Below are 19,992 nucleotides of genomic sequence, written 5' to 3'. Positions count from 1 at the left end.
GAACTCTGCCAGGGAAATTGTTTATCGTGCGGTGATCGCCAGACCAACAGCCGCATCCTGATGGATGCGCACTGGCAATACGTTTTCAATCGCAGCCAGGATCAAGGGGATGTCCTGCGTGGGATGATTGAGAGGATACACACCGACCAGATGCAAATTCGCCACCGCTGGCTGCACGCGGATAGGGACGTTGCTATACCGATTCAACTCGGCAATAAAATTGGCTAACGGCAGATTGTCCGCGACGATTTGCCCGCGTGACCAGGCTTCACGCGCGAGGTCTGCCCGCCCATCGGCGACTACCCCAGTTGCCGTGAACCTCGCCTGCTGCCCTGCCAGGATATCCACACTGGCAGCATCATGCGGGCGAATGCGTACGGCGCCTTCAAATACGGCCACATGCCCGCCCTGCAAATCACCACGTACCGTAAAGCGCGTGCCGAGTGCGGTCAACCGGGCATGCAGGGTATCGACCACCAATGGCCTGGACGGGCGCTGCAGATCACGCGCGGTGGTGACAAGAATTTCGCCTTGATGCAAAACGATGCGGCGCACATGCGGGTCATAGTGCACATCGACAGCGGTGGCCGTATTCAATGCCAGCAAGGTGCCTTCTGGCAGGCGCCAGGTTTTGCGCTCGCCGATCTGCGTGCGATAACCGGCATGCGCAATTGCATAGGCATTGAGCCAACCACGCCACGGCAAGGCCTGGCGCATAAGCAAGCCACTGGCAAGCACCGTCACGCCCAAACCCAAACGGCGCAAGGTACGGCGACGCTCGACAGACTGCACCTGCTTTAAGGTCGCTCGTGCCGTGGCGGCAGGCACGGTGGTCGCCAGCTGTTTAAAGGGTTGACTGATAGCTTCAACGCGCTGCCAAACCCGTGCATGCGCAGGATCGGCCGCCAACCAGGCTTGCCACTGTGCAAGCTCTTGTGCATGCAGGGACTGATCCTGCAAACGCGCGAACCACTCTGCCGCCTGATTTAAAATACGCTGCTCATCCGCCTGGTTGTGATGCATGGTTATGGCCCCTCATCCATCATCAGGCAAGCCAACATGGCTTGTGCCATGTATTTTTTCACCATGCGCTCGCCTACCCCCAGCCGCTCACCGATGTCTCGATAGCCGAGGCCATCCAGCTGTGATAACAGGAAAGCTTCGCGTACTTTGGGCTTTAGGCAGTCCAGCAACTGGTCAATGCGGACCAGCGCCTCAAGAATCAGGGCACGCTCTTCGGGTGAGGCAACAAAAGTCTCAGGCGCCACAGCCAGCGTCTCCTGCCAGGCACGTTCCACCGCTTGCCGGCGCCAGTGATCAATCAGCAAATGCTTGGCAATCTGCGTGAGGTAGGCGCGGGGTTGTTCGAGGGCATGCACATTGCGCTTGCCATGCATCATGCGCAAGAACGTATCCTGCGCCAGATCGGCAGCTTGCTCACTACAACCGAGCTTGCCGCGCGACCATGCGCGCAACCATTGGTGATGATCGATATACAAGGCGCCTACTGTTTGTTGCAGCGTATATTCGTTTGCCAGCATAACAAATGGATCATATGCAATAAATGATAATAATTCTCATTATATCATCTATCCGCGCGGGTGGCATGTTTGAGCCGCAGTATGGTTACGCCAGAAACTACGGCGCTGAATCAATGCCGTTGCAGTGTATTGGCAGGCTGTGGCGCGCGTAAGGTGACACGCGATTTACCTGCGCGCTTTCTACTCCAGATCAGCACACCCGTGACTGTCACCAGCACCAGTGACAAGCCAGTGCAACAGACAAAGATGCGGTAGGGCATGCCAAACACTTGCCCCATATGCAAGGCTCCCAGCCAGTTGCTAAAGGTGTTCCCGGACTGGTCTTGCGTCGGCAGCCAGTGGCCTTTGATTTCACCAGTATAGGCATCTATCGCAATGGCCGTATTGCCCCGGTCTTGCCGCAAATCGGCCGAGCTATGCACAAAATACTGGTACACGCCGCGCTCGCGGTCCAGACGCAAACGGTCTTCATAATCAATCTGCAGCTGATGATTTTTTGCAAAGCCTTGCATGGCTTGCTGCGCCAACTGGTGAGCCTGCGGCCAGGGCATGGGCAGGCTGGTCAGCGGTTGCGGCAATTTGGGGATGCTGCGCCAGGACAAATCAAACGGCATCAGCTTGGTCATGATGGGCAGATAGACCTGCTCGCGCAGGTTGAACATGACGCTGGACCAGGCAAAGACCAGCAACACGCTGCACAGCCAGAGCCCGACTGCACGGTGCAGGTCAAAGTTGATACGCGTGGTCGAAGCTTGCAATTTGACCAGCCAGGCCGGTTTCCAGCGTTGCCAGTAACTGCTTTTGGATTGTGGCTGCCGCCGGGGCAAGGTGAGGAAAAACGCCACAAAGGTATCCAGCGTCCACAGCACGGCAACGATGCCCATGATGAGGCGGCCGCTGACACCGGGCAAAGCCAGCGAATAATGCAACTTATACAAAAACGGTAATAGCGTCTCGCGCTGGAAAGGACCCGCCGTGGATAAGCGTGACCCCAGCACCTTACCTGATTGCGGGTTGATAAACAGTTGATCTGCCGGGATGCTGGCCTGCGGATCCACAGGCGTGAGGCGGAAGATCACGGCTTCTGCGTGGTGATCTTCCAGCGCGCTTTGTGGCAATTTGAATTGCAATTCATCGACCCGGGTATTGGCGGGCGCCTGCTGTTGCGCCTGCGCTTGCAGCTGGTACACGTCCAGCATGGGTTGGCCTGGTTGCGATAACGCTTGATACAGGTGTGGATTGAGCCATGCATCGAGCTCATCCTGAAAAGCGATGATGGCGCCGGTAAAGCCGGCAATGACCAAAAAAGCGGCCATCGCCAGGCCTACCCAGCGATGCCAAACCACAAGTGCGTGTCTCGTTACCATTGAAAATTTAAATTGGCCATCACATTACGACGGTAGCCCCATTTGCAACCGTCGCCACTGTATGCACAATTGGCCACATACTCCTTATCAAACAAATTACTGGCATTGAGTGCAAACTGCCAGCCTTTCCAGCTTGTGCCCAGCTGGGACAAATCATAACGGACCGCCAAGTCTACCAGCGTATAAGACGGCAGCTTGAAGGTGTTAGCATCGTTACCGAAACGGCTACCGGTGTAACGCACGCCCCCGCCGACCACCAGGCCGGGCAGCCATTGCCCAGGCAAGCGGTAGTCGGTCCATAATGCGGCAGTATGGTGAGGCACATGGTTAGGATCTTTGCCCTGGAACGGCACCCCCTGCAAGCTATTATTACTGCGCGTGATTTCAGGCAGCATATAAGTATAACTACCTATCAGCGACCAGGCGTCCCACTGGGTCTTGGCTTCAAGCTCCAGCCCGCGGGTACGCACTTCCCCATTTTGCAGATTAAACGTAGGATGTTGCAGGTCAGTCGTGGTCACGTTCTGGCGGCGCAAATCAAAGACGGCGGTACTTAACAGTGTCTGGCTGTCTTTAGGCTGGTAGCGGATGCCAAGCTCATATTGCTTGCCAGTTTCAGGGGCAAAGGCCTTGCCATCAAACATGGTGCCGATCACCGGTAAAAATGATTCCGTGTAACTGGCATACGGCGCAAGGCCATTCTCTGCCAGGTAAACCAGGCCGCTGCGCCAGGTTTCTGCCTGATCGCGTTGCGACGAGGAGGCAGCAGGACTCAGCACATTGTCTGTTTGCATGCGGGTGTGGTCCTGACGAACCCCCAGTGTTGCCACCCACTGGCGGTCAATTTTTACTTGGTCCTGCAAGTAAATCCCGGTCTGGCGTTGCTGTTGCTTCAAATTGGCTGACAACACCAGGTTCACCGGCGTCGCTCCATACACCGGCGTATACAGATCCAGCGGACTCGCCGTCCCTGATGTACGCAGCACATGGTTATCCAGGCGCTGGCTGTCTATCCCCGCCAGCACCGTATGCTCAAACATGCCGTGCGTCCAGTGGCCTTGCAGATGCGTATCAACCACCACATTGTCGACATTTTCATCGGTGCCCATCGCGGCCCGGTTGATGCTGCGCTGGTCTGCGCGCAAGCTCACCAAATAGGTTGAAATGGCATCGGTGCGCAGTTGCTGGTAGCGCAGGTTCTGACGCAGGGTCAAGTGCTCATTAAACGCATGTTCAAACTGGTAGCCCACCGAATATCGTTCCTGCACGTATTTATCCAGGCCTGGCTCACCCACATACCGGCTGGTGGAAATTTTGCCAAAGGGGCTGCTCACAAGCGTGCCGACCCGCGGCAATGCCTGGTAGCCCTGGCCACGGTCATTTTTCTGGTAGTCGGTCAGCAAGGTCAGCTGGGTCGCGTCCGAAGGTCGCCAGGTCAATGAAGGCGCCAGATAGACGCGGTCGTCAGTGACACGGTCGATCTGCGTATCGCTTTTTTGCACCAAACCCACCAGGCGGTAAGACCACACGCCCTCATCATCTAGCCATTGGCTGACATCGCCACGCACCTGTTGCCGGTCATACTGTCCCAAGGTCAACCCCAGCTCATGCAGCGGTTTATCCGTAGGCCGTTTGCTGACCAGGTTAACCAGCCCACCCGGCGCGCCCTGGCCATACACAATTGAGGAAGGGCCGCGCAATAAATCAATGCGCTCAAGGCCATAAGCCTCAACCACCGTACCGCCCTGATTATTAAATGCGTAATTACGCAAGCCATCGCGGAACTGGTCCCGGCCCAGGCTAAAGCCACGGATGCCGATATTGTCAGCGCGCGGGTCTGGCCCGTTTGCTTCGGACTGCACACCAGCGGTATAGCGCAAGGCATCGCCTACCGACTGCACGCCCTGTGCGTTCATCTGGTCACGCGTCACCACCGACAACGATTGCGGCGTTTCGATCAGGGCAGTATCTGTTTTGGTCGCCGTCACGCTACGCTTGGCAACATAGCCTTTGACTGGCCCATTGGCGGGTTCTTGTACAGTTTGCCCAGACACGCTGACCTCCGGCAGGTCTTGTGGCTCACTATGCGTATGTGGCGTCACAGGCGCGGCTTTAGTCAGCGTATAGCCAGAGGCGGTGGTCTTTAACACCAGTCCGCTGCCTGCCAGCAGTTTTTCCAGCGCCTGCCGCACGCTCAAATCACCTTTGAGCGCAGGTGCCTGCTTGTGCTCGGTGAGTTCCGTTGAAAAAATAATGCTTTCCCCGGTCTGGTGGGCCAGGGCCTTCAACGCCTTGTCTAGCGGTTGTGCGGGCATATCAAGCTCGACGGCATGCACAGACAGGCTGGAGAGCAAAGCGGCGAACAAGGCAGAGTTGCGAGTAAATGACATCTTCTTCCCATTGAATAAATAATGAATGACATGGGTATGTCGTGCCAGCCTTCGCCAATGTTGATGTCCTTTAGAAATTTTTTTAAGGATGATCCTGACTCAGCGTGATCGAACCGGCGAATCCGGCTTAACCGCACCAATTAACGCTGCCGGATCACCACGTCAGCCTCTGCCTGTTTTTCCACACGCACGGGCAAAATCTCGGGCAACACGGCCAGCAAGGATGCGATACCATTGATATCGTATTCGCCGGACAGGCGGTATTGCCCCACCCGGGCATCCGCCAATGTGATCTGACCAGCGTGATAGCGCTGCAATTCGGCCACCACGTCACGCAGTGGCAGCCCATCAAAAATCAATCGCCCGTGCTGCCAGGCGGTAGCCGCCTCGGCACTGGTGCACCGGTTTCCAGAAATGGCTGCGCCGCGGGTGGTCACCGAGAGATTTTTAGTCAGCCGACGCTGTGCCTGCGCAGTGATCACGTCTACACTGCCCTCCAGCACCGTGACCATGGCCCCCTCCGCGGTATTGCGGACGTTAAACACGGTACCGATATCGCGAATCTTCACCTGGTTGGCATCCACGGTAAACGGTTGCCAGGCGTGTTTCACCTTAAACAGTGCTTCTCCTTGTACCAGCGTTAATTGCCGCGAACGCAGATGTTGCTCGGCCACCAGAACGGTGTTGGTATTGAGACTGACAGCAGAGCCATCCGGTAACTGGAAGTGGGCAGACTGACCAATTGCCGTCTGCAGGTGCTGGCTGGACAATACCGGGTCATAGCAGATCACGGCCGCCAACAGGCCGCAAGCGGTGGTTGCCACCGCCTGTTTTATTCGACGCCGTTGCCGTGTTTGCTCCATGGCTTCCTGCAGCAAGGCCTCCCTGGAGGGAAAGTGTGCGCGCAAGGCGTCAGCGTATGGCGCCAGCGGATCTTGATGGTCAGCAGGCTGGTTGGGCGCACTCAATGTGTGGTCAGATGCTTTCATAGCCCCGCCCACTGTCGCTGGATGCTGCCCATGGCCTTGTTAAAATGTTGCGTCACCATATTGCGTGAAATACCCAGTGCATCGGCAATCTCCTGCTGCGGCATGTCGTGCAGGCGATGCAGCAAAAACACTTGCCGTTGCCGAGCTGGCAGCGCTTCTATAATGCGCTTCAAAGCCTCAAGACGTTGTACAAAATGCATGACGCGTTCGCCATCGATCTGGTGCGCGTGCTCTGCTGTCTGCTGCAAGTGATTGAGGTGGGATTGTTGCGTCTGATACTGCCGGTAGCGGTCAATCGCGCGGTGACGCGACAGCTTGCGCAAAAACGCCATCGGCGTTTGCACCGCCAGTTGCGGCGGCCGCTCCATGATCTCCAGGCAGACATCATGCACCACATCCCTGGCGAAATGCTGGTCGCCAAAACGGCGTCTGACATAGCTCACCAATTCGTCGTAGTGATAGACCAAGGCAACCACGAGTTTGGAATGTTCAGGATGAAGATGCACTGCGTGAAAGACAATCAATAAAAACCATATCTTAGCGGCAGGCAAGAAAAAATACAAATGAAAATCATTATCAATAAAAAATAATTGTTTACCGCCTCCTCGCGTGATAAAAAAGGGCCCGGTATGCGGGCCCTGTAAGTGAATGTGTAAGTGATTTTAGTACGCTGGCTTAAAGTGCGGCCTGTGCACGCAACTGCTGGGCCGCAGACACCATATTGCGCAAGGCCGGGATCACTTCTGCCCATTGGCGGGTTTTCAAGCCACAATCCGGGTTCACCCATAAACGTTCGGCCGGGATGCGCGCCGCCGCTTTTTGCATCAAGGCGACCATACGGTCAGGTTCTGGAATATTCGGCGAGTGAATATCGTAAACACCGGGCCCAATTTCATTCGGGTAGTTAAAGTCATCAAACGCATCCAGCAACTCCATGTCCGAGCGCGAGGTTTCTATGGTGATGACGTCGGCATCCATGTCGGCAATCTCGGCAATAATGTCATTGAATTCGGAGTAACACATATGGGTATGGATCTGCGTTTCATCTGCCACCCCATTTGCCGTGATACGGAACGATGCCACCGCCCATTGCAGATACTTTTTCCAGTCTGATTTACGCAGGGGCAAGCCCTCACGCAAGGCCGCCTCGTCAATCTGGATGATGCGGATACCGGCTTTTTCCAGGTCTAGCACTTCCTGGCGTATGGCCAGCGCTAACTGGTAGCAAGACACTTCACGTGGCTGGTCATCGCGCACAAACGACCAGTTCAACATGGTCACCGGGCCGGTCAGCATGCCTTTCATCGGTTTGCTGGTCAGTGATTGCGCGTATTCAATCCATTGCACTGTCATGGCTTGCGGGCGGCTGATATCACCGAACAGGATAGGCGGCTTGACGCAACGTGAGCCGTAGGACTGCACCCAGCCAAACTGGCTGAAGGCATAGCCCTCCAGTTGCTCGCCAAAATACTCCACCATGTCGTTGCGCTCCGCCTCGCCATGCACCAGCACATCCAGCCCCAGCGCTTCTTGCTCACGCACACTACGCGCAATTTCGGCTTTCATGACGGCCTGATAACCTGCCTGATCCAACTCACCTGCCTTGAACTGGCGACGCGCCTGGCGGATTTCTGCCGTCTGCGGGAACGAACCGATGGTCGTGGTGGGGAATTTGGGCAGATTGAACAAGGCGGCCTGTTTGGCAGCGCGCTGCGTATAAACGTTCTGGCGCTGCCCCAGTTGCGGCGTCAATGTTTGCAGCATGACCTTCACGGCCGGATTGTGCACACGCCTGGACAACCGACGTGCCTCTATCGCCACCTGATTGACGGCCAAAGCCACTTTCACCGCCTCGCGGCCATGATTTAAGGCCGTGGCCAGCACCTGCAGCTCTTCGAGCTTTTGCTTGGCAAATGCCAGCCATGACTTGATTTCGCTATCCAGTTTAAGCTCGCTGTCAAGGTCCACCGGCACATGCAACAGCGAACAAGAAGGCGCCAGCCACAAACGGTCCCCCAGACGCTCGGCAATCGGCGCCAGCCAGTCCAGTGTCGCATTCAAGTCGGTTTTCCAGATATTGCGGCCATTGATCACGCCCAATGACAGCACCTTGTGTGCAGGCAACATCGCCAGCAACGGCACAATTTCATGGCGTGCATTGATGGCATCTATATGCAAGCCAGCCACCGGCAAGTTGGCTGCCAGGTATTGGTTATCCGCCAGCGGGCCAAAATAGGTCGCCAGCAGCAGCTTGACGCGGCTACTCTTGAGTTGGTGATAGGCCAGGTTAAACGCATGCTGCCATTCCGGTGTCAGCTCGGTCACCAGCACAGGTTCGTCCACCTGCACCCACGCCACGCCCTGCTGCGCCAGCGTTTCCAGCAATTCGGCATACACATTGAGCAATTGCGGCAACAGCGCCAGCCGGTCTGAATCATCCTTGGCCTTGCCAATCGCCAGATAAGTCACCGGCCCAATGATCACCGGCTTGGCTTGCACGCCCAGTGCCCTCGCTTCGGCCAATTGCGCAAGCAGGCGCGACGCATCCAGCTTGAAATGGGTGTTGGCCGTAAACTCGGGCACGATATAGTGATAATTGGTATCAAACCATTTGGTCATCTCGCCTGCCGCCACACCACCACAACATTGCGCATGCGCTTCCGCAGACTCAGCCGAGCGTCCACGCGCCACACGGAAATAGTTATCCAGTGGGTCACCATGAAAATCCTGGACCCGCGCAGGCAAATTGCCCAGCGTAAAACTCATGTCCAGCACCTGGTCATAAAACGCAAAGTCGCCCACAGGTGCAAAATCCAGCACCGATTGCAATTGCCAGTGCTGTTGCCGCAGGTCTTTGCCTATCTGCTTGAGGGTGTCTAACGAAGACTGGCCTTTCCAGTAAGCCTCCAGCGCAAACTTGAGCTCACGCTGTGCGCCTATGCGTGGAAAACCGAGATTGTGGGTCGTGATCATGATGGGTTCCTTAACAAATCAGAACCGGCATTCTAGAAAGCACAACCCATGAAGTAAAATGGTATTATTTCAACCATCTATTAATTTAATTCATATATAACACATGATAGAACGCATCCATCTGGCGATTATCCGCGAGGTCGAGCAACAAGGCTCACTCACCGCCGCTGCTGAAAAACTGTTTCTCACGCAGTCGGCACTCAGCCATTCGATTAAAAAGCTCGAACAAAAACTGGGGACGGATATCTGGCTACGCGAAGGCCGCAGCCTGCGCCTGACTCAGGCTGGACAATACCTGCTCGCCGTCGCTAACCGCCTGCTACCGCAGTTATCACTGGCTGAAGAGCGGCTGCGCCAATTTGCGCAAGGCGAACGCGGCACCCTGCGCATCGGCATGGAATGCCACCCATGTTACCAATGGCTGCTCAAAGTGGTTTCGCCCTACCTGGCCGACTGGCCGGATGTGGATGTAGACGTCAAACAGAAGTTCCAGTTTGGCGGCATCGGCGCGCTGTTTGGCTACGAGATCGACATGCTGGTCACGCCAGACCCCTTGTATAAACCCGGCCTGCTGTTTCAGCCAGTGTTTGATTACGAACAAGTGCTCGTCGTGCATCGTCAACATGCACTCGCGCAAGCAGACTACGTGCGACCCGAGCAACTCAGCAGTGAAACGCTGATCACCTACCCGGTAGACATAGACCGCCTCGATATTTACAACCAGTTTCTACAACCCGCCGGCATCAGTCCGCACCTGCATAAGCCCATAGAAACCACAGATATCATGCTGCAAATGGTCGCCAGCGGACGCGGAGTGGCAGCTTTACCGCGTTGGTTAGTGGAGGAATATCAAGCCCGGTTTGACGTGGTGCCGGTCAAGCTAGGTAAGCAAGGTATTGCCAAGCAGATTTACTTAGGGATTCGAGAAGCAGATATACAGATTGATTACGTACAGGCCTTTATTAGCTTGGCACAGGCTTAATGCACCCGTGCGGTTAGCCGTTTTGATTGGTGGCTAACCCACACGAATCAGATGGCTCGCCCAAGATGGTACGGTGGTGTACAAAGCATGGAAGCCGCTATTAAAGCTTCCAAAGTTAAATTGCTTGCTCTGGGCTAGCAGGGTGAGCGCGTTTCTTGAAAACAGGCTGATATGGCCATTACGCGGGGATGCATACCACCAGCTCAGCCGCTGGTTTGGATGGATATTACCGTCAGAGAGCAAGGTAGAAAACAACACCAATCCGTCTTGAGCCAGCAACGATGACAAGTCTGACATCAGCGCCCATACATCAGGCACATGCTCGAACACCTCAAAGGCGGTGATGAGCTCAAATTGTCCGAGCGATGCAATGTCTGTGTGCTTGTCTACAAAGGGATCATACGACCTAGAAAGCCAACCTGCCGCTGACAATTGCCGTGAGAGCAACCCGTTGCCGCCGCCATAATCCAGATGCCGTAACGTAGGCGGAAAAACAGGGAAGATCGAACGCAAAACCTCTGCATTTGAGGTTGGCCTGATCTGAAGATAGTCAGGATCGACCACCCCATAGTCCGCGTTGTAGATATCTTCCTCAAACTTGCTTAAAGGCCATTGGTGCAGCTCAGGCGCCCAGCAAAAACCACAGTGATTGCACAGGCTGTAATAGACGGCAACGCCTGCGAGAGGCAGATACTTTCCACGCTGTTCCTCGCAAGATTTGTTTAAATCCACCACATCCAGCAGTGATCCGGCAGTTTTGCAAACGGGGCAGACCAGGCGTTCTTTCATGATAGGCAAAGCGCTAACAAGGCTTTTTAAAACAATGATTCCTGCATGTTGCCAGTGCCGTGTATGGAGGTCAACAGGTGAGCATTCGAGGCTGGCGATTTATTGTAGCTGCAAAACTTGCTCGCGCAATTGCGCGAAGGTATTGGGCTCACCGCGCAAGGTGAAGAAGGTGCCCTCCTCCTCAGAGCGCTCGCTCAACACCTGGCAACTGCTATAAATTTTGCCGCGCACTTGTTGTGCCGACCATGGCAGGAAAAGCTCGGTTTCTTCCAGGTCTTGCTGAAAAAAGTCGACGATCTTCTGCCGCAGACTAGCCACTTCATCTGGACGGCGTGCACTCATGACGATGCAATCTGGATATTTCAGGCGCAACGCCGCCTCACACTCGGCTTGTGCGGCGGCATCGCCCACATAATCTATCTTGTTAAACACGCGAATCCGCGGCACGGTGTCTGCTTCAATTTCTTCCAGCACTTTGTCCGTGACTTCCAGCTGACGCTCAAAGCCAGGGTCGCTGGCATCAATCACATGCAGCAACAACGCCGCATCCAGTGCCTCATCCAGCGTGGATTTAAAAGAAGCCACCAGGCCATGCGGCAGGTTTTTAATAAAGCCGACCGTATCGCTGACCAGCACGCGCGGCACGCTTTCCGGGTACAAGGCGCGCACCGTGGTATCCAGCGTGGCAAACAGCTTGTTCGCCACCAGCACTTCGCTGCCCGTGAGCGCGCGCATCAGGGTAGATTTACCGGCATTGGTGTAACCCACCAGCGCCACACTCGCCATCGTCTGCCGCTCCTGACGCCGAGCACGCTGCGTGCGGCGCTCGCCATCCATGATCACAATCTCTTGTTGCAGTTCAGCGATGCGGTCACGAATCTTGCGTCTATCCAACTCGGTGTGCGATTCACCGGCACCACGCCCACCCGCCCCGCTACGCTGCCGCCCCTGCGGGCCCGCCAGTTTCGCCGCCTCGCGCAAACGTGGCGCCATATAGCCCAGCCGCGCAATCTCCACCTGTGCACGTGCCGCACGTGAGCGAGCGTTGCGGTGAAAAATCTCCAGGATGACCATGGTACGGTCCATCACCTCGCAACCCACTTCAATTTCGAGGTTACGCGCCTGCGACGGCGAGATTTCATGGTCCACCAGCACCGCCTCAATATTCAGCGCATCGGGATTAAACACCAACGCCTCAGGGTCTCCAGCCATACTGCGTACATAATCACGAATCTCTTCGCGCTTACCCACGCCCAGATAACCCGTGATATCAAAGCCTGCGCGCTTCTGCACAAAGGTGTGGACGATCTTGTAGCCCAGTGTTTTTGCCAGTTCACGCAGCTCATTCAGCGAAGCTTCAAACTCCATATCACTGACATTGGGCAATTGCACGGCCGCCACAAGGGCATGGCTGACGGGCTCTTTGACTTCACTTTGCATGAGGGAACGACGCTTCTTGAATGGTAGAGGGCAGATAGTACCTGCAAATGCGGGAATCACCACTATGGGTGGCGAGATAAAGTGTTAATGGGGATTGTTTTGGGTATGTCCGGGGACTAAATGGATATAGTCGCGATTAATGAGTTGGCATCACTGCACACATTTAAATGAATCTTGGGCAATCAATTGCCCACCCTACTACTCGGCTGGTCGTAACCAAGTGCGCGCGAGTGCCCCACCATTTCGAAAGTACCAGACCGCGAACTTTGGTGCACGACCTTGTTCGACGCGCACTTGCGTTTGCGTCGTTGATACGTATTGGCGGAATCCATTTCAGTTGTCGAACCTTATTGGCGGTTTCTCTGTTGGTGACGATGCCGCAAGAGCAATCCGCAACTTCCAATCGCCATGAGTAACATCGATCCCGGTTCAGGAACCGCCGTGATAAATGTGGATACACCGGAGGACGTTGCAATGGTTGGAGAGAAATCAAAGTCACCCGATGTTGTGAGCGAGTAAACACCACCCATCGCAGAAGCGGGTATAGCCGCGTCGTACTGGCCCGCAAGCAGACGGTTCCAGATTATGTCAAATGTGCCCACAACTCCACCTGTCGCATCGATCGTACTAAACTTACCCGGTTCTGAATTGAATGCATCGAAACCTACTCTGCTATTAGTAGCAGCTATAATGGCACCACGTGTGCCGAAATTTGGATTCGCCCAGGGGCCGGTAAGTGCGATGGTTGGATTAAAGACCGAGGCTATATTGCCTGCGGTGGGCAGACTCATAGGCGCGATTCGGAAGATAAATTCACCTACATTCTGCCCTCCAGGACTGCTAGCCCTACCGGTCAACGTATAGGTGATCTTTACTTGCGTCTCAAAGTCGATCCTGGCGGTAGGTGTGAGCGCCAGGATCACATCGGCTGAAGAAGGCGCCGCTAGCGATAACAGTCCTACGGCGAATAAAAATCTAATCGGCCACATCAAGTTCTCCCATTAGTATCAGAGCAGCGGGCGCTCAAGCAACCAGAACCTCTACAAGCCCGTCAAAAGCAAAAAATGAAATGCTACTTCTACAGGATTATAGCAAAGTTACTGCAAAGTGTATTTCAAGTATCTTTTTCACCGTAGTCAAATGGCAAAATACGCGGCCAGGTCTTGAGACCTGACCCCGTATTTCATGCTCGCTATGTTGAAGAAATCGCGTTGCGGTGTCGCTCAGTCTGTAGGGTGGGCAACTCGTTGCCCACGCGTAAACTCGTTATCCGTCACCAAACGCTCCTTCCACAAAATCTAGCCCCAAACCCCAATCCTCATCATAAACGCCCGCTTTAACATGTCTGTGAATGTTGAATAAGGCCAATATTTCACATTATTCACCAACCCATGTTTAAGCGGGTTGAAATGCAAATAATCCATATGCTTTGCATAATCGTTATCATCGCGAATTTGATGTTCCCAATAACGGCGTTGCCAAATGGTCGATTCACGATGTTTTGTTTTGGACGCTGACATCCATTCAGTATGGTTTAAGGGCGCACCGCAAGCACGGCTTACATAGCGTTTGATGAGTTGCCAACGAAGCGCAAAGTTTGCATCATTGGGTGGTAGCGTCCATATGGAATGAATATGGTCAGGCAACAACACCCATGAGTCGATTGTAAACGGGAGGTCAGTACGGACTTTTTGGATGGCATGTTTTAACGCATCACGTACATCATCACAAAGAAATCTTTGCCTGCGGTAAGTCACAACTGTAAAAAAGTAAGTGGCTCCAGCAGTATTGGCGCGACGATAACGTGACATGGTGGAATTGTACGTGAGTATTACCGCGTGGGCAACGAGTTGCCCACCCTACATGACTAACGCCCAAGTTCAGGGGCGCCCATATGGCGTGACCGAAGCGATGAGACGTATGAGCGTCCCCTGCAACGCCCAGTTAGGCTTGTGCGAGATGCAAGATTCGTTGCGGCGTTCATCACTTGAAAGGCTCGTCAATGGACCAGCCACGACCGACTGTGTACTCGGGCTTTAGCTTGGCTAGTACCGCACCGACCCAATTTGAGCGTGGATCCTTGTTTAACTCTTCTGCTTGGCGCTCAATCGGTTGACCCGCTTGCCATGCAACCAAATGTCCAGGATGCAATGTTGGGCCGGTCGCGGAAATGGTGCCGGCCAGCACCAGGAAGCCGCCGTCTTTAGCGCAAACACGTAAAGCAAGCATTTGGCCTCCATTTGGCATAGGCAAGACTGGACTGTCTGCGCCCAGTGCCTCACGTGCGTCTACGACCAAAGCAGGCAAGATCGCTTTGCTGGTGAGCTCGGCCGAAAGAAATTGGCAGGCGTATTGGAAAGCAGCTTCCGCATCCTTGAAATAAAGCGGAGCTTGAGCCTTGTTTGAACCAAACAGTTTTTTGATGAAGCTAACCATAGCTGCTCCGTAGTCAAGAGGCCTAACGTTTGAAGTAAGGGGCTGGCGACATTGGTGGCTCAACCCTCGTTATTAATAAACATATCATAGAAGCACCTTTTCGCCAGTCCCGCTTGACTGATGGGTTAGCCTTAGGACTCATTGCTTAAATCAATATCGGTTGGAAACTGCTGCCATAACTTGAAGTTTTCTTCAGAACATTCTTGAGCTTGTGATGAAGATATTTCACGAGCGTTCCAAGCAGTATTTATATGATGATACAGATGCGCCATAGAGACATACAGCTCTCCCGAGCTATAACTTTGGTCGGTTTTTATTTCATTAATCATACGAGCCAACTCTTCCGAAGCCTCTTGTAAGTGAAATAAAGTATGTTCTCGATTCATGATGGGCTAACGTAATGTAGGCATCCTAAATGACGGAAAACATTCCGTCATTGATGCTTTTTTGATTGAAGACTTAAGGGCTTTATTTAACATTTTCATATTGTTATTAAATTTTAGTCCATCCTAAAATACAAACCTAAACCCGTCAATCACGCTTTTTGTGAAAATCTAACTTCCCCCCAGCGCCTTATACAACCCTACCTGATTCTGCAACGCCTGCTGTTGAATCTGCACGGCTTGCGACTGCGCGTCCAACACGCTGCGTTGTGCATCAAGCAACTCTAAATAAGTCACCAGTCCCTGATCAAGCTTGCGTTTCACCAGTTGCAAGCGACTGCTCTCCAGCTCTCGCAAACGTTCTCTGGCGGCAAACTCTTCGGCAATCACTGTGCGTGTACTAAGCACATCCATCACTTCTTTAAACGCAGTCTGGATGGTTTTTTCGTAATTGACGACCTCGATATGCTGGCGGGCTTGGGCCAGGTTGAGGTTGGCTTTGTTGCGGCCGTAGTTAAAGATCGGGAGCACCAGTTGCGGGCTGAAGGCCCAGTAGTTGCTGCCTGTATCCGAGAACAATTTGGAGAAGTCTGAATTGACCAAACCGACATTGGTGGTGAGTTGCAGGCGTGGGTAAAACGCGGCTCTGGCAGCCCCTATATTGGCGTTGGCGGATTTGAGCTGATGCTCGGCGGCACGAATATCGGCACGTCTGGTGAGCAATGTGGAAGGCAAACCTGGCGTAACGTCGGCCAGTTTCAAGGCGGCGAGCGGCTTGACTGGCAGTGGCGTGCGGTGTGAGGTTTCGCCCAGTAGCAGATACAAGGCATTTTGCGTAGTGGCGAGCTGGCGCTGCCATTGTGCGAGCTGCGCTTGCACTTGCTCGACCTGAATTTGCGCGGCTTTCACGTCCAGCACTTGATCCAGCCCGGCTTCAAAGCGGCGCTGGGTGCGTTGCAGGGTTTGCTTACGGTCATCCAGCGTTTGCTGGGCGAGCTTGAGCTGGTCGTTGATCGCTAAAAAATTGACGTATTGGGTGGCAATCTCGGTGATCAGCGTGGTTTGTACCGCTTGCCGGTTTTCGCTCACGGCAAGGTATTGCTCCAGCGCGGATTGCGTCAGACTTTTCACGCGTCCAAACACATCGATTTCGTAGTCAGAAATACCCACACCAACGCGGTAAAGCTCCGCCTCAAATGCCTGGCTGGAGCTGAACACGGTGCGGCTACGGTCATAGTTGAGGTTGCCCTGTATGGTTGGCAGGCGGTCGGCCTTTTGTACGCCATAGGTGGCTTTGGCCTCATCCATGCGCAACACGGCGGTTTTGAGGTCACGGTTATGCGCCAGCCCAACCTGAATCAGGCGCTGCAAATCAGCATCTGCAAAGTAGCTTTGCCAGCTAAGTGGCGGCGCCTCAGTGACAGGTGTATTGGTCACGGTGTCACTTGCTGGCTGGCCTGGATAAACCTCAGGCACTGGCGCGGCGGGCCTGAAATATTCAGGCACGAGCGAGCAACCGCCCATTGCAAAAGCCACGGCAAGGATGATGGAAATACGGCTAAACTTCATGAGACACCCTTTGCTGTGAGGCTGGCTGTTTCATCCAGCGGCCCACGACAATAAAAAACAACGGCACAAAAAAGATGGCGAGCAAGGTAGCTGTGATAATCCCACCGAGCACGCTGGTGCCAATGGCTACTTGTGCGCCTGAAGCGGCACCGGTTGAAAATGCTAACGGGATCACGCCGACGCCAAAGGCGAGCGAGGTCATCACAATCGGGCGCAGGCGTTCTTTGGCGGCCATCAAGCTCGCTTCCATCAGCGGCATGCCTTGCAACACGTGTTCGCGCGCAAACTCCACAATCAGAATGGCGTTTTTGGCTGACAGACCGATGGTTGCAATCAGGCCGACCTTGAAATAAATATCATTGGGTAATTCACGCAAGGTCACCCCTAGCAAGGCGCCTAGCACGCCCAATGGCACCACCAGCATGACCGCAAACGGAATCGCCCAGCTTTCATACAAGGCGGCCAATACCAGAAACACCACCAGAATGGACAAGCCAAACAGCAGGCTGGCCTGGCTGCCCGACTGTTTTTCTTCCAGTGATTGCCCAGCCCACTCATAGCCGATGCCTTTGCCCAGGCCATTCACCAGGGTTTCCATGGTGCGCATGGCTTCGCCACTGCTAAAGCCAGGCGCGGGACCGCCATTAATGTTAAATGACGGAAAACCATTAAAGCGCGTGCGTTGCGGCGTACCCATGGCCCAGTCCAGCGTCATGATGGAAGCCAGTGGCACCAGACTGCCATCCGCCGCTTTGAGGCGGATTTTCTTGATATCTTCCAGCGTTTGCCGCTGCTTGCCATCGGCCTGCACAATCACGCGCCGCACCTGGTTACCATAGACAAAATCACCCAGGTAATTCGAGCCGAGCAGTGTCGCCAGCGAGTCGTTGATTTCATCCAGTGACACGCCCAGCGCCTTGGCCTTGCTGCGGTCTAGCTGCATGTTGACCACTGGCGTGTCATACAAGCCAGCAAACAATACATTGGCCAACTCTGGCCGCTGACCAGACTCAGCCAGCAACTGGTCGCGCGCTTTCATCAGCGCCTCAACACCCACGCTGGCACGGTCTACCAGCCGCAGGTCAAAGCCGCCAAAACTGCCCAACTCGGGCAAGGGCGGCGCATTCATGGCAAAAATAGTCAAATTGGGGCGACCAAAAAACTTCTGGTTGACGCGGTTTACAATCGCCTGCACCTGTTGATCTGGGTTTGGCCGTTCTGCCCAGTCTTTGAGCGTGATAAACAGCATGCCGCTATTGGTACTGGTGCCATAAAAGCTAAAGCCGCTCACCTCAAAGATAATATCAACGGGCTCATGTGCCTGTATATATTCACTCATGTCGCCCAGCACTTTGGCGGTTTCTGCCAGCGTCGCGCCTTGTGGCAACGACACCATGACCATAAAGTTACCCTGGTCTTCTTCGGGCAAAAACGCATTTGGTAAACGCACCAGTAGCCAGCCTGCCAGCGCGACAATCAAGGCAAACACGGCCAGCCAGCGCAAGGGCTTTTTGAGCAGGCCGCCAGTCAAGTGGGTATAGCGCTCGGTCATGCGCTGAAAGCTGCGGTTAAACCAGACAAAAAAGCGCGCTTTGTTGCCTGTCTCGTGGCGTAGCAACGTCACGCACAAGGCCGGCGTGAGTGAGAGCGCCAAAAAGGCCGAAAAGCTGATAGACACGGACAAAGCCAGCGAAAACTGGCGGTAAATATTGCCCACCGCGCCACTGAAAAAGGCCATGGGGATAAACACCGACACCAACACCGCCGTAATGCCGACCACAGCACCACTGATTTGCGACATGGCTTTGACCGTGGCATCGTAAGCGGACAAGCCCTCTTCCACAATCAGGCGCTCGACGTTTTCAACCACCACAATCGCATCATCCACCAGAATGCCAATCGCCAGCACCACGCCAAACATGGTCAGCACGTTGATCGAGTAGCCCAGCCAGTACATGACGGCAAACGTCCCCATCAGGGCAATTGGCACGACAATGGTCGGGATCAGCGTCGCACGCAGGTTTTGCATGAACAGGTACATGACCAGGAACACCAGCACAATGGCTTCCACCAAAGTCTGGATCACTTTTTTGATCGAAATCGAAACGAATGCTGACGAGTCATACGAAAGTTGAAAGGCGACATTGGGCGGGAAATACGGCTGCATCTGCTCCATCGCGACCTTGACTCGCTTGATGGTTTCAACCGCATTGGAACCCGGCGCCAGTTTAATCGCCATCCCGGCGGCATTCTTGCCATTGACCCTAGAACTGTAGGTGTAGTCACTGCTGCCCAGCTCAACCTTCGCCACATCTTTAATCAACAGGGCTGAGCCATCTGCCTGCATGCGGATAGGCACATTGGCAAAATCGTCTACCGTTTTTAACGTAGCCTCGGCTTCGAGTGAGACACTCAGCGGCGCACCGTCCGGCACACCACTGGCCCCCACCTGCCCCAAGGTCAGGCGGGTGTTGTAGCTGCGCAAGGCATTCACGATCTCGGTCACGCCAACATTGAGACCGGCCATTTTTTGCGGATCCGGCCAGATGCGCATGGCGTATTCCGGGCTGAACGATTGTACTTTACCCACGCCTTGCACACGCTTGAGCGTAGGCATCACCGTGGCCGATGACAGCTCGCCCAGATCAATCTCGCTGTAGCGGTTATCTTCCGAAGTCAGCGATACAATCAGCTGAAAGCTGTCAGCAGACTTTTCTACCGTGATGCCACTGCGACGCACGATTTCCGGCAAACGCACTTCGACACTTTTGAGGCGGTTTTGCACATCCACGGCAGCCAGATCAGGATTGGTGCCCTGACGGAAAGTGACACTGATGGAGGCCATGCCGACATTGCTGGTAGCAGAAACATACATCAGGCCCGGCATGCCATTCATCTCGCGCTCGATAATCGAGGTCACGGTTTCTTCCACCACTTTGGCCGAGGCGCCTGGATAAGTCGCGGCGATATTGACCACAGGCGGGGCAATATCAGGATACTGGGCAATCGGTAATTGTTTGATGGCGATGAGGCCGGCCAACACAATTAGAATGGCAATCACCCAGGCAAAAATGGGGCGATCAATAAAAAAACGGCTCATGGCCTGGTTCCTGTCTTTCTGCGCGCTGCCCGG

General features: G+C 54.4%; 15 protein-coding genes and 1 pseudogene. 1 reads left to right on the top strand and 15 read right to left on the bottom strand.

Translation table 11 applies throughout. The features are described 5' to 3' along the window. Positions 1-21: 21 nt before the first annotated feature. From AACH41_RS04540 to metE, 7 genes are all read right to left on the bottom strand, one after another. On the bottom strand, positions 22-1,023 hold the full coding sequence (locus tag AACH41_RS04540; protein WP_338656994.1) for a FecR domain-containing protein: 1,002 nt from the start codon (positions 1,021-1,023) through the stop codon (positions 22-24). A gap of 2 nt (positions 1,024-1,025) precedes the next feature. After that, positions 1,026-1,541: a sigma-70 family RNA polymerase sigma factor gene (locus AACH41_RS04535; RefSeq protein ID WP_338656993.1), complete on the bottom strand. Its 516-nt coding sequence runs from the start codon at positions 1,539-1,541 to the stop codon at positions 1,026-1,028. A gap of 110 nt (positions 1,542-1,651) precedes the next feature. Further along, positions 1,652-2,887, bottom strand: a complete 1,236-nt coding sequence (locus AACH41_RS04530; protein WP_338656991.1) for a PepSY-associated TM helix domain-containing protein — start codon at positions 2,885-2,887, stop codon at positions 1,652-1,654. Positions 2,888-2,901: 14 nt separating this feature from the next. After that, on the bottom strand, positions 2,902-5,298 hold the full coding sequence (locus AACH41_RS04525) for a TonB-dependent siderophore receptor (protein ID WP_338656989.1): 2,397 nt from the start codon (positions 5,296-5,298) through the stop codon (positions 2,902-2,904). Between the two features lie 140 nt (positions 5,299-5,438). After that, positions 5,439-6,287 carry a FecR domain-containing protein gene (locus AACH41_RS04520; protein WP_338656987.1) on the bottom strand — a complete coding sequence of 283 codons (849 nt, stop codon included), beginning with the start codon at positions 6,285-6,287 and terminating at the stop codon, positions 5,439-5,441. Then, positions 6,284-6,811 (bottom strand): RNA polymerase sigma factor, encoded by a 528-nt coding sequence (locus tag AACH41_RS04515; protein WP_338656985.1) that lies wholly within the window; start codon positions 6,809-6,811, stop codon positions 6,284-6,286. Before AACH41_RS04515 ends, AACH41_RS04520 begins: the two co-directional genes overlap by 4 nt. A gap of 151 nt (positions 6,812-6,962) precedes the next feature. Further along, complete coding sequence (gene metE / locus AACH41_RS04510) at positions 6,963-9,260, bottom strand: 5-methyltetrahydropteroyltriglutamate--homocysteine S-methyltransferase (protein WP_338656983.1); 2,298 nt, start codon at positions 9,258-9,260, stop codon at positions 6,963-6,965. Between the two features lie 103 nt (positions 9,261-9,363). Between metE and AACH41_RS04505 the strand changes: the two genes are divergently transcribed. Then, entirely contained in the window at positions 9,364-10,242 is an 879-nt protein-coding gene (locus AACH41_RS04505; RefSeq protein WP_338656982.1) for a LysR substrate-binding domain-containing protein, read from the top strand. Between the two features lie 33 nt (positions 10,243-10,275). Here AACH41_RS04505 and AACH41_RS04500 read toward each other — a convergent pair whose 3' ends face one another. From AACH41_RS04500 to AACH41_RS04465, 8 genes and pseudogenes are all read right to left on the bottom strand, one after another. Next, positions 10,276-11,031, bottom strand: a complete 756-nt coding sequence (locus AACH41_RS04500) for a class I SAM-dependent methyltransferase (protein WP_338656981.1) — start codon at positions 11,029-11,031, stop codon at positions 10,276-10,278. A 99-nt stretch (positions 11,032-11,130) separates the two neighbouring features. Further along, positions 11,131-12,471, bottom strand: a complete 1,341-nt coding sequence (gene hflX, locus AACH41_RS04495; RefSeq protein WP_338656980.1) for a GTPase HflX — start codon at positions 12,469-12,471, stop codon at positions 11,131-11,133. Positions 12,472-12,818: 347 nt separating this feature from the next. After that, entirely contained in the window at positions 12,819-13,460 is a 642-nt protein-coding gene (locus AACH41_RS04490) for a PEP-CTERM sorting domain-containing protein (RefSeq protein ID WP_338656979.1), read from the bottom strand. A gap of 277 nt (positions 13,461-13,737) precedes the next feature. After that, a pseudogene (locus AACH41_RS04485) lies at positions 13,738-14,282 on the bottom strand (transposase). A gap of 172 nt (positions 14,283-14,454) precedes the next feature. Further along, a complete protein-coding gene (locus tag AACH41_RS04480) occupies positions 14,455-14,907 on the bottom strand; it encodes a hypothetical protein (RefSeq protein ID WP_338656978.1) in 453 nt (150 codons plus the stop codon). Between the two features lie 131 nt (positions 14,908-15,038). Beyond that, positions 15,039-15,293: a hypothetical protein gene (locus AACH41_RS04475; protein WP_338656977.1), complete on the bottom strand. Its 255-nt coding sequence runs from the start codon at positions 15,291-15,293 to the stop codon at positions 15,039-15,041. A 168-nt stretch (positions 15,294-15,461) separates the two neighbouring features. Continuing rightward, a complete protein-coding gene (locus AACH41_RS04470; RefSeq protein ID WP_338656976.1) occupies positions 15,462-16,859 on the bottom strand; it encodes an efflux transporter outer membrane subunit in 1,398 nt (465 codons plus the stop codon). Continuing rightward, positions 16,849-19,959 carry a multidrug efflux RND transporter permease subunit gene (locus AACH41_RS04465; protein WP_338656975.1) on the bottom strand — a complete coding sequence of 1,037 codons (3,111 nt, stop codon included), beginning with the start codon at positions 19,957-19,959 and terminating at the stop codon, positions 16,849-16,851. Before AACH41_RS04465 ends, AACH41_RS04470 begins: the two co-directional genes overlap by 11 nt. Positions 19,960-19,992 lie beyond the last annotated feature (33 nt).

The sequence above is a fragment of the Methylophilus sp. DW102 genome, from assembly GCF_037076555.1.
Lineage (GTDB): Bacteria > Pseudomonadota > Gammaproteobacteria > Burkholderiales > Methylophilaceae > Methylophilus > Methylophilus glucosoxydans.
Note: the sequence above shows the minus strand (reverse complement) of the source record. Positions and strands in the feature narration are given on the sequence as shown.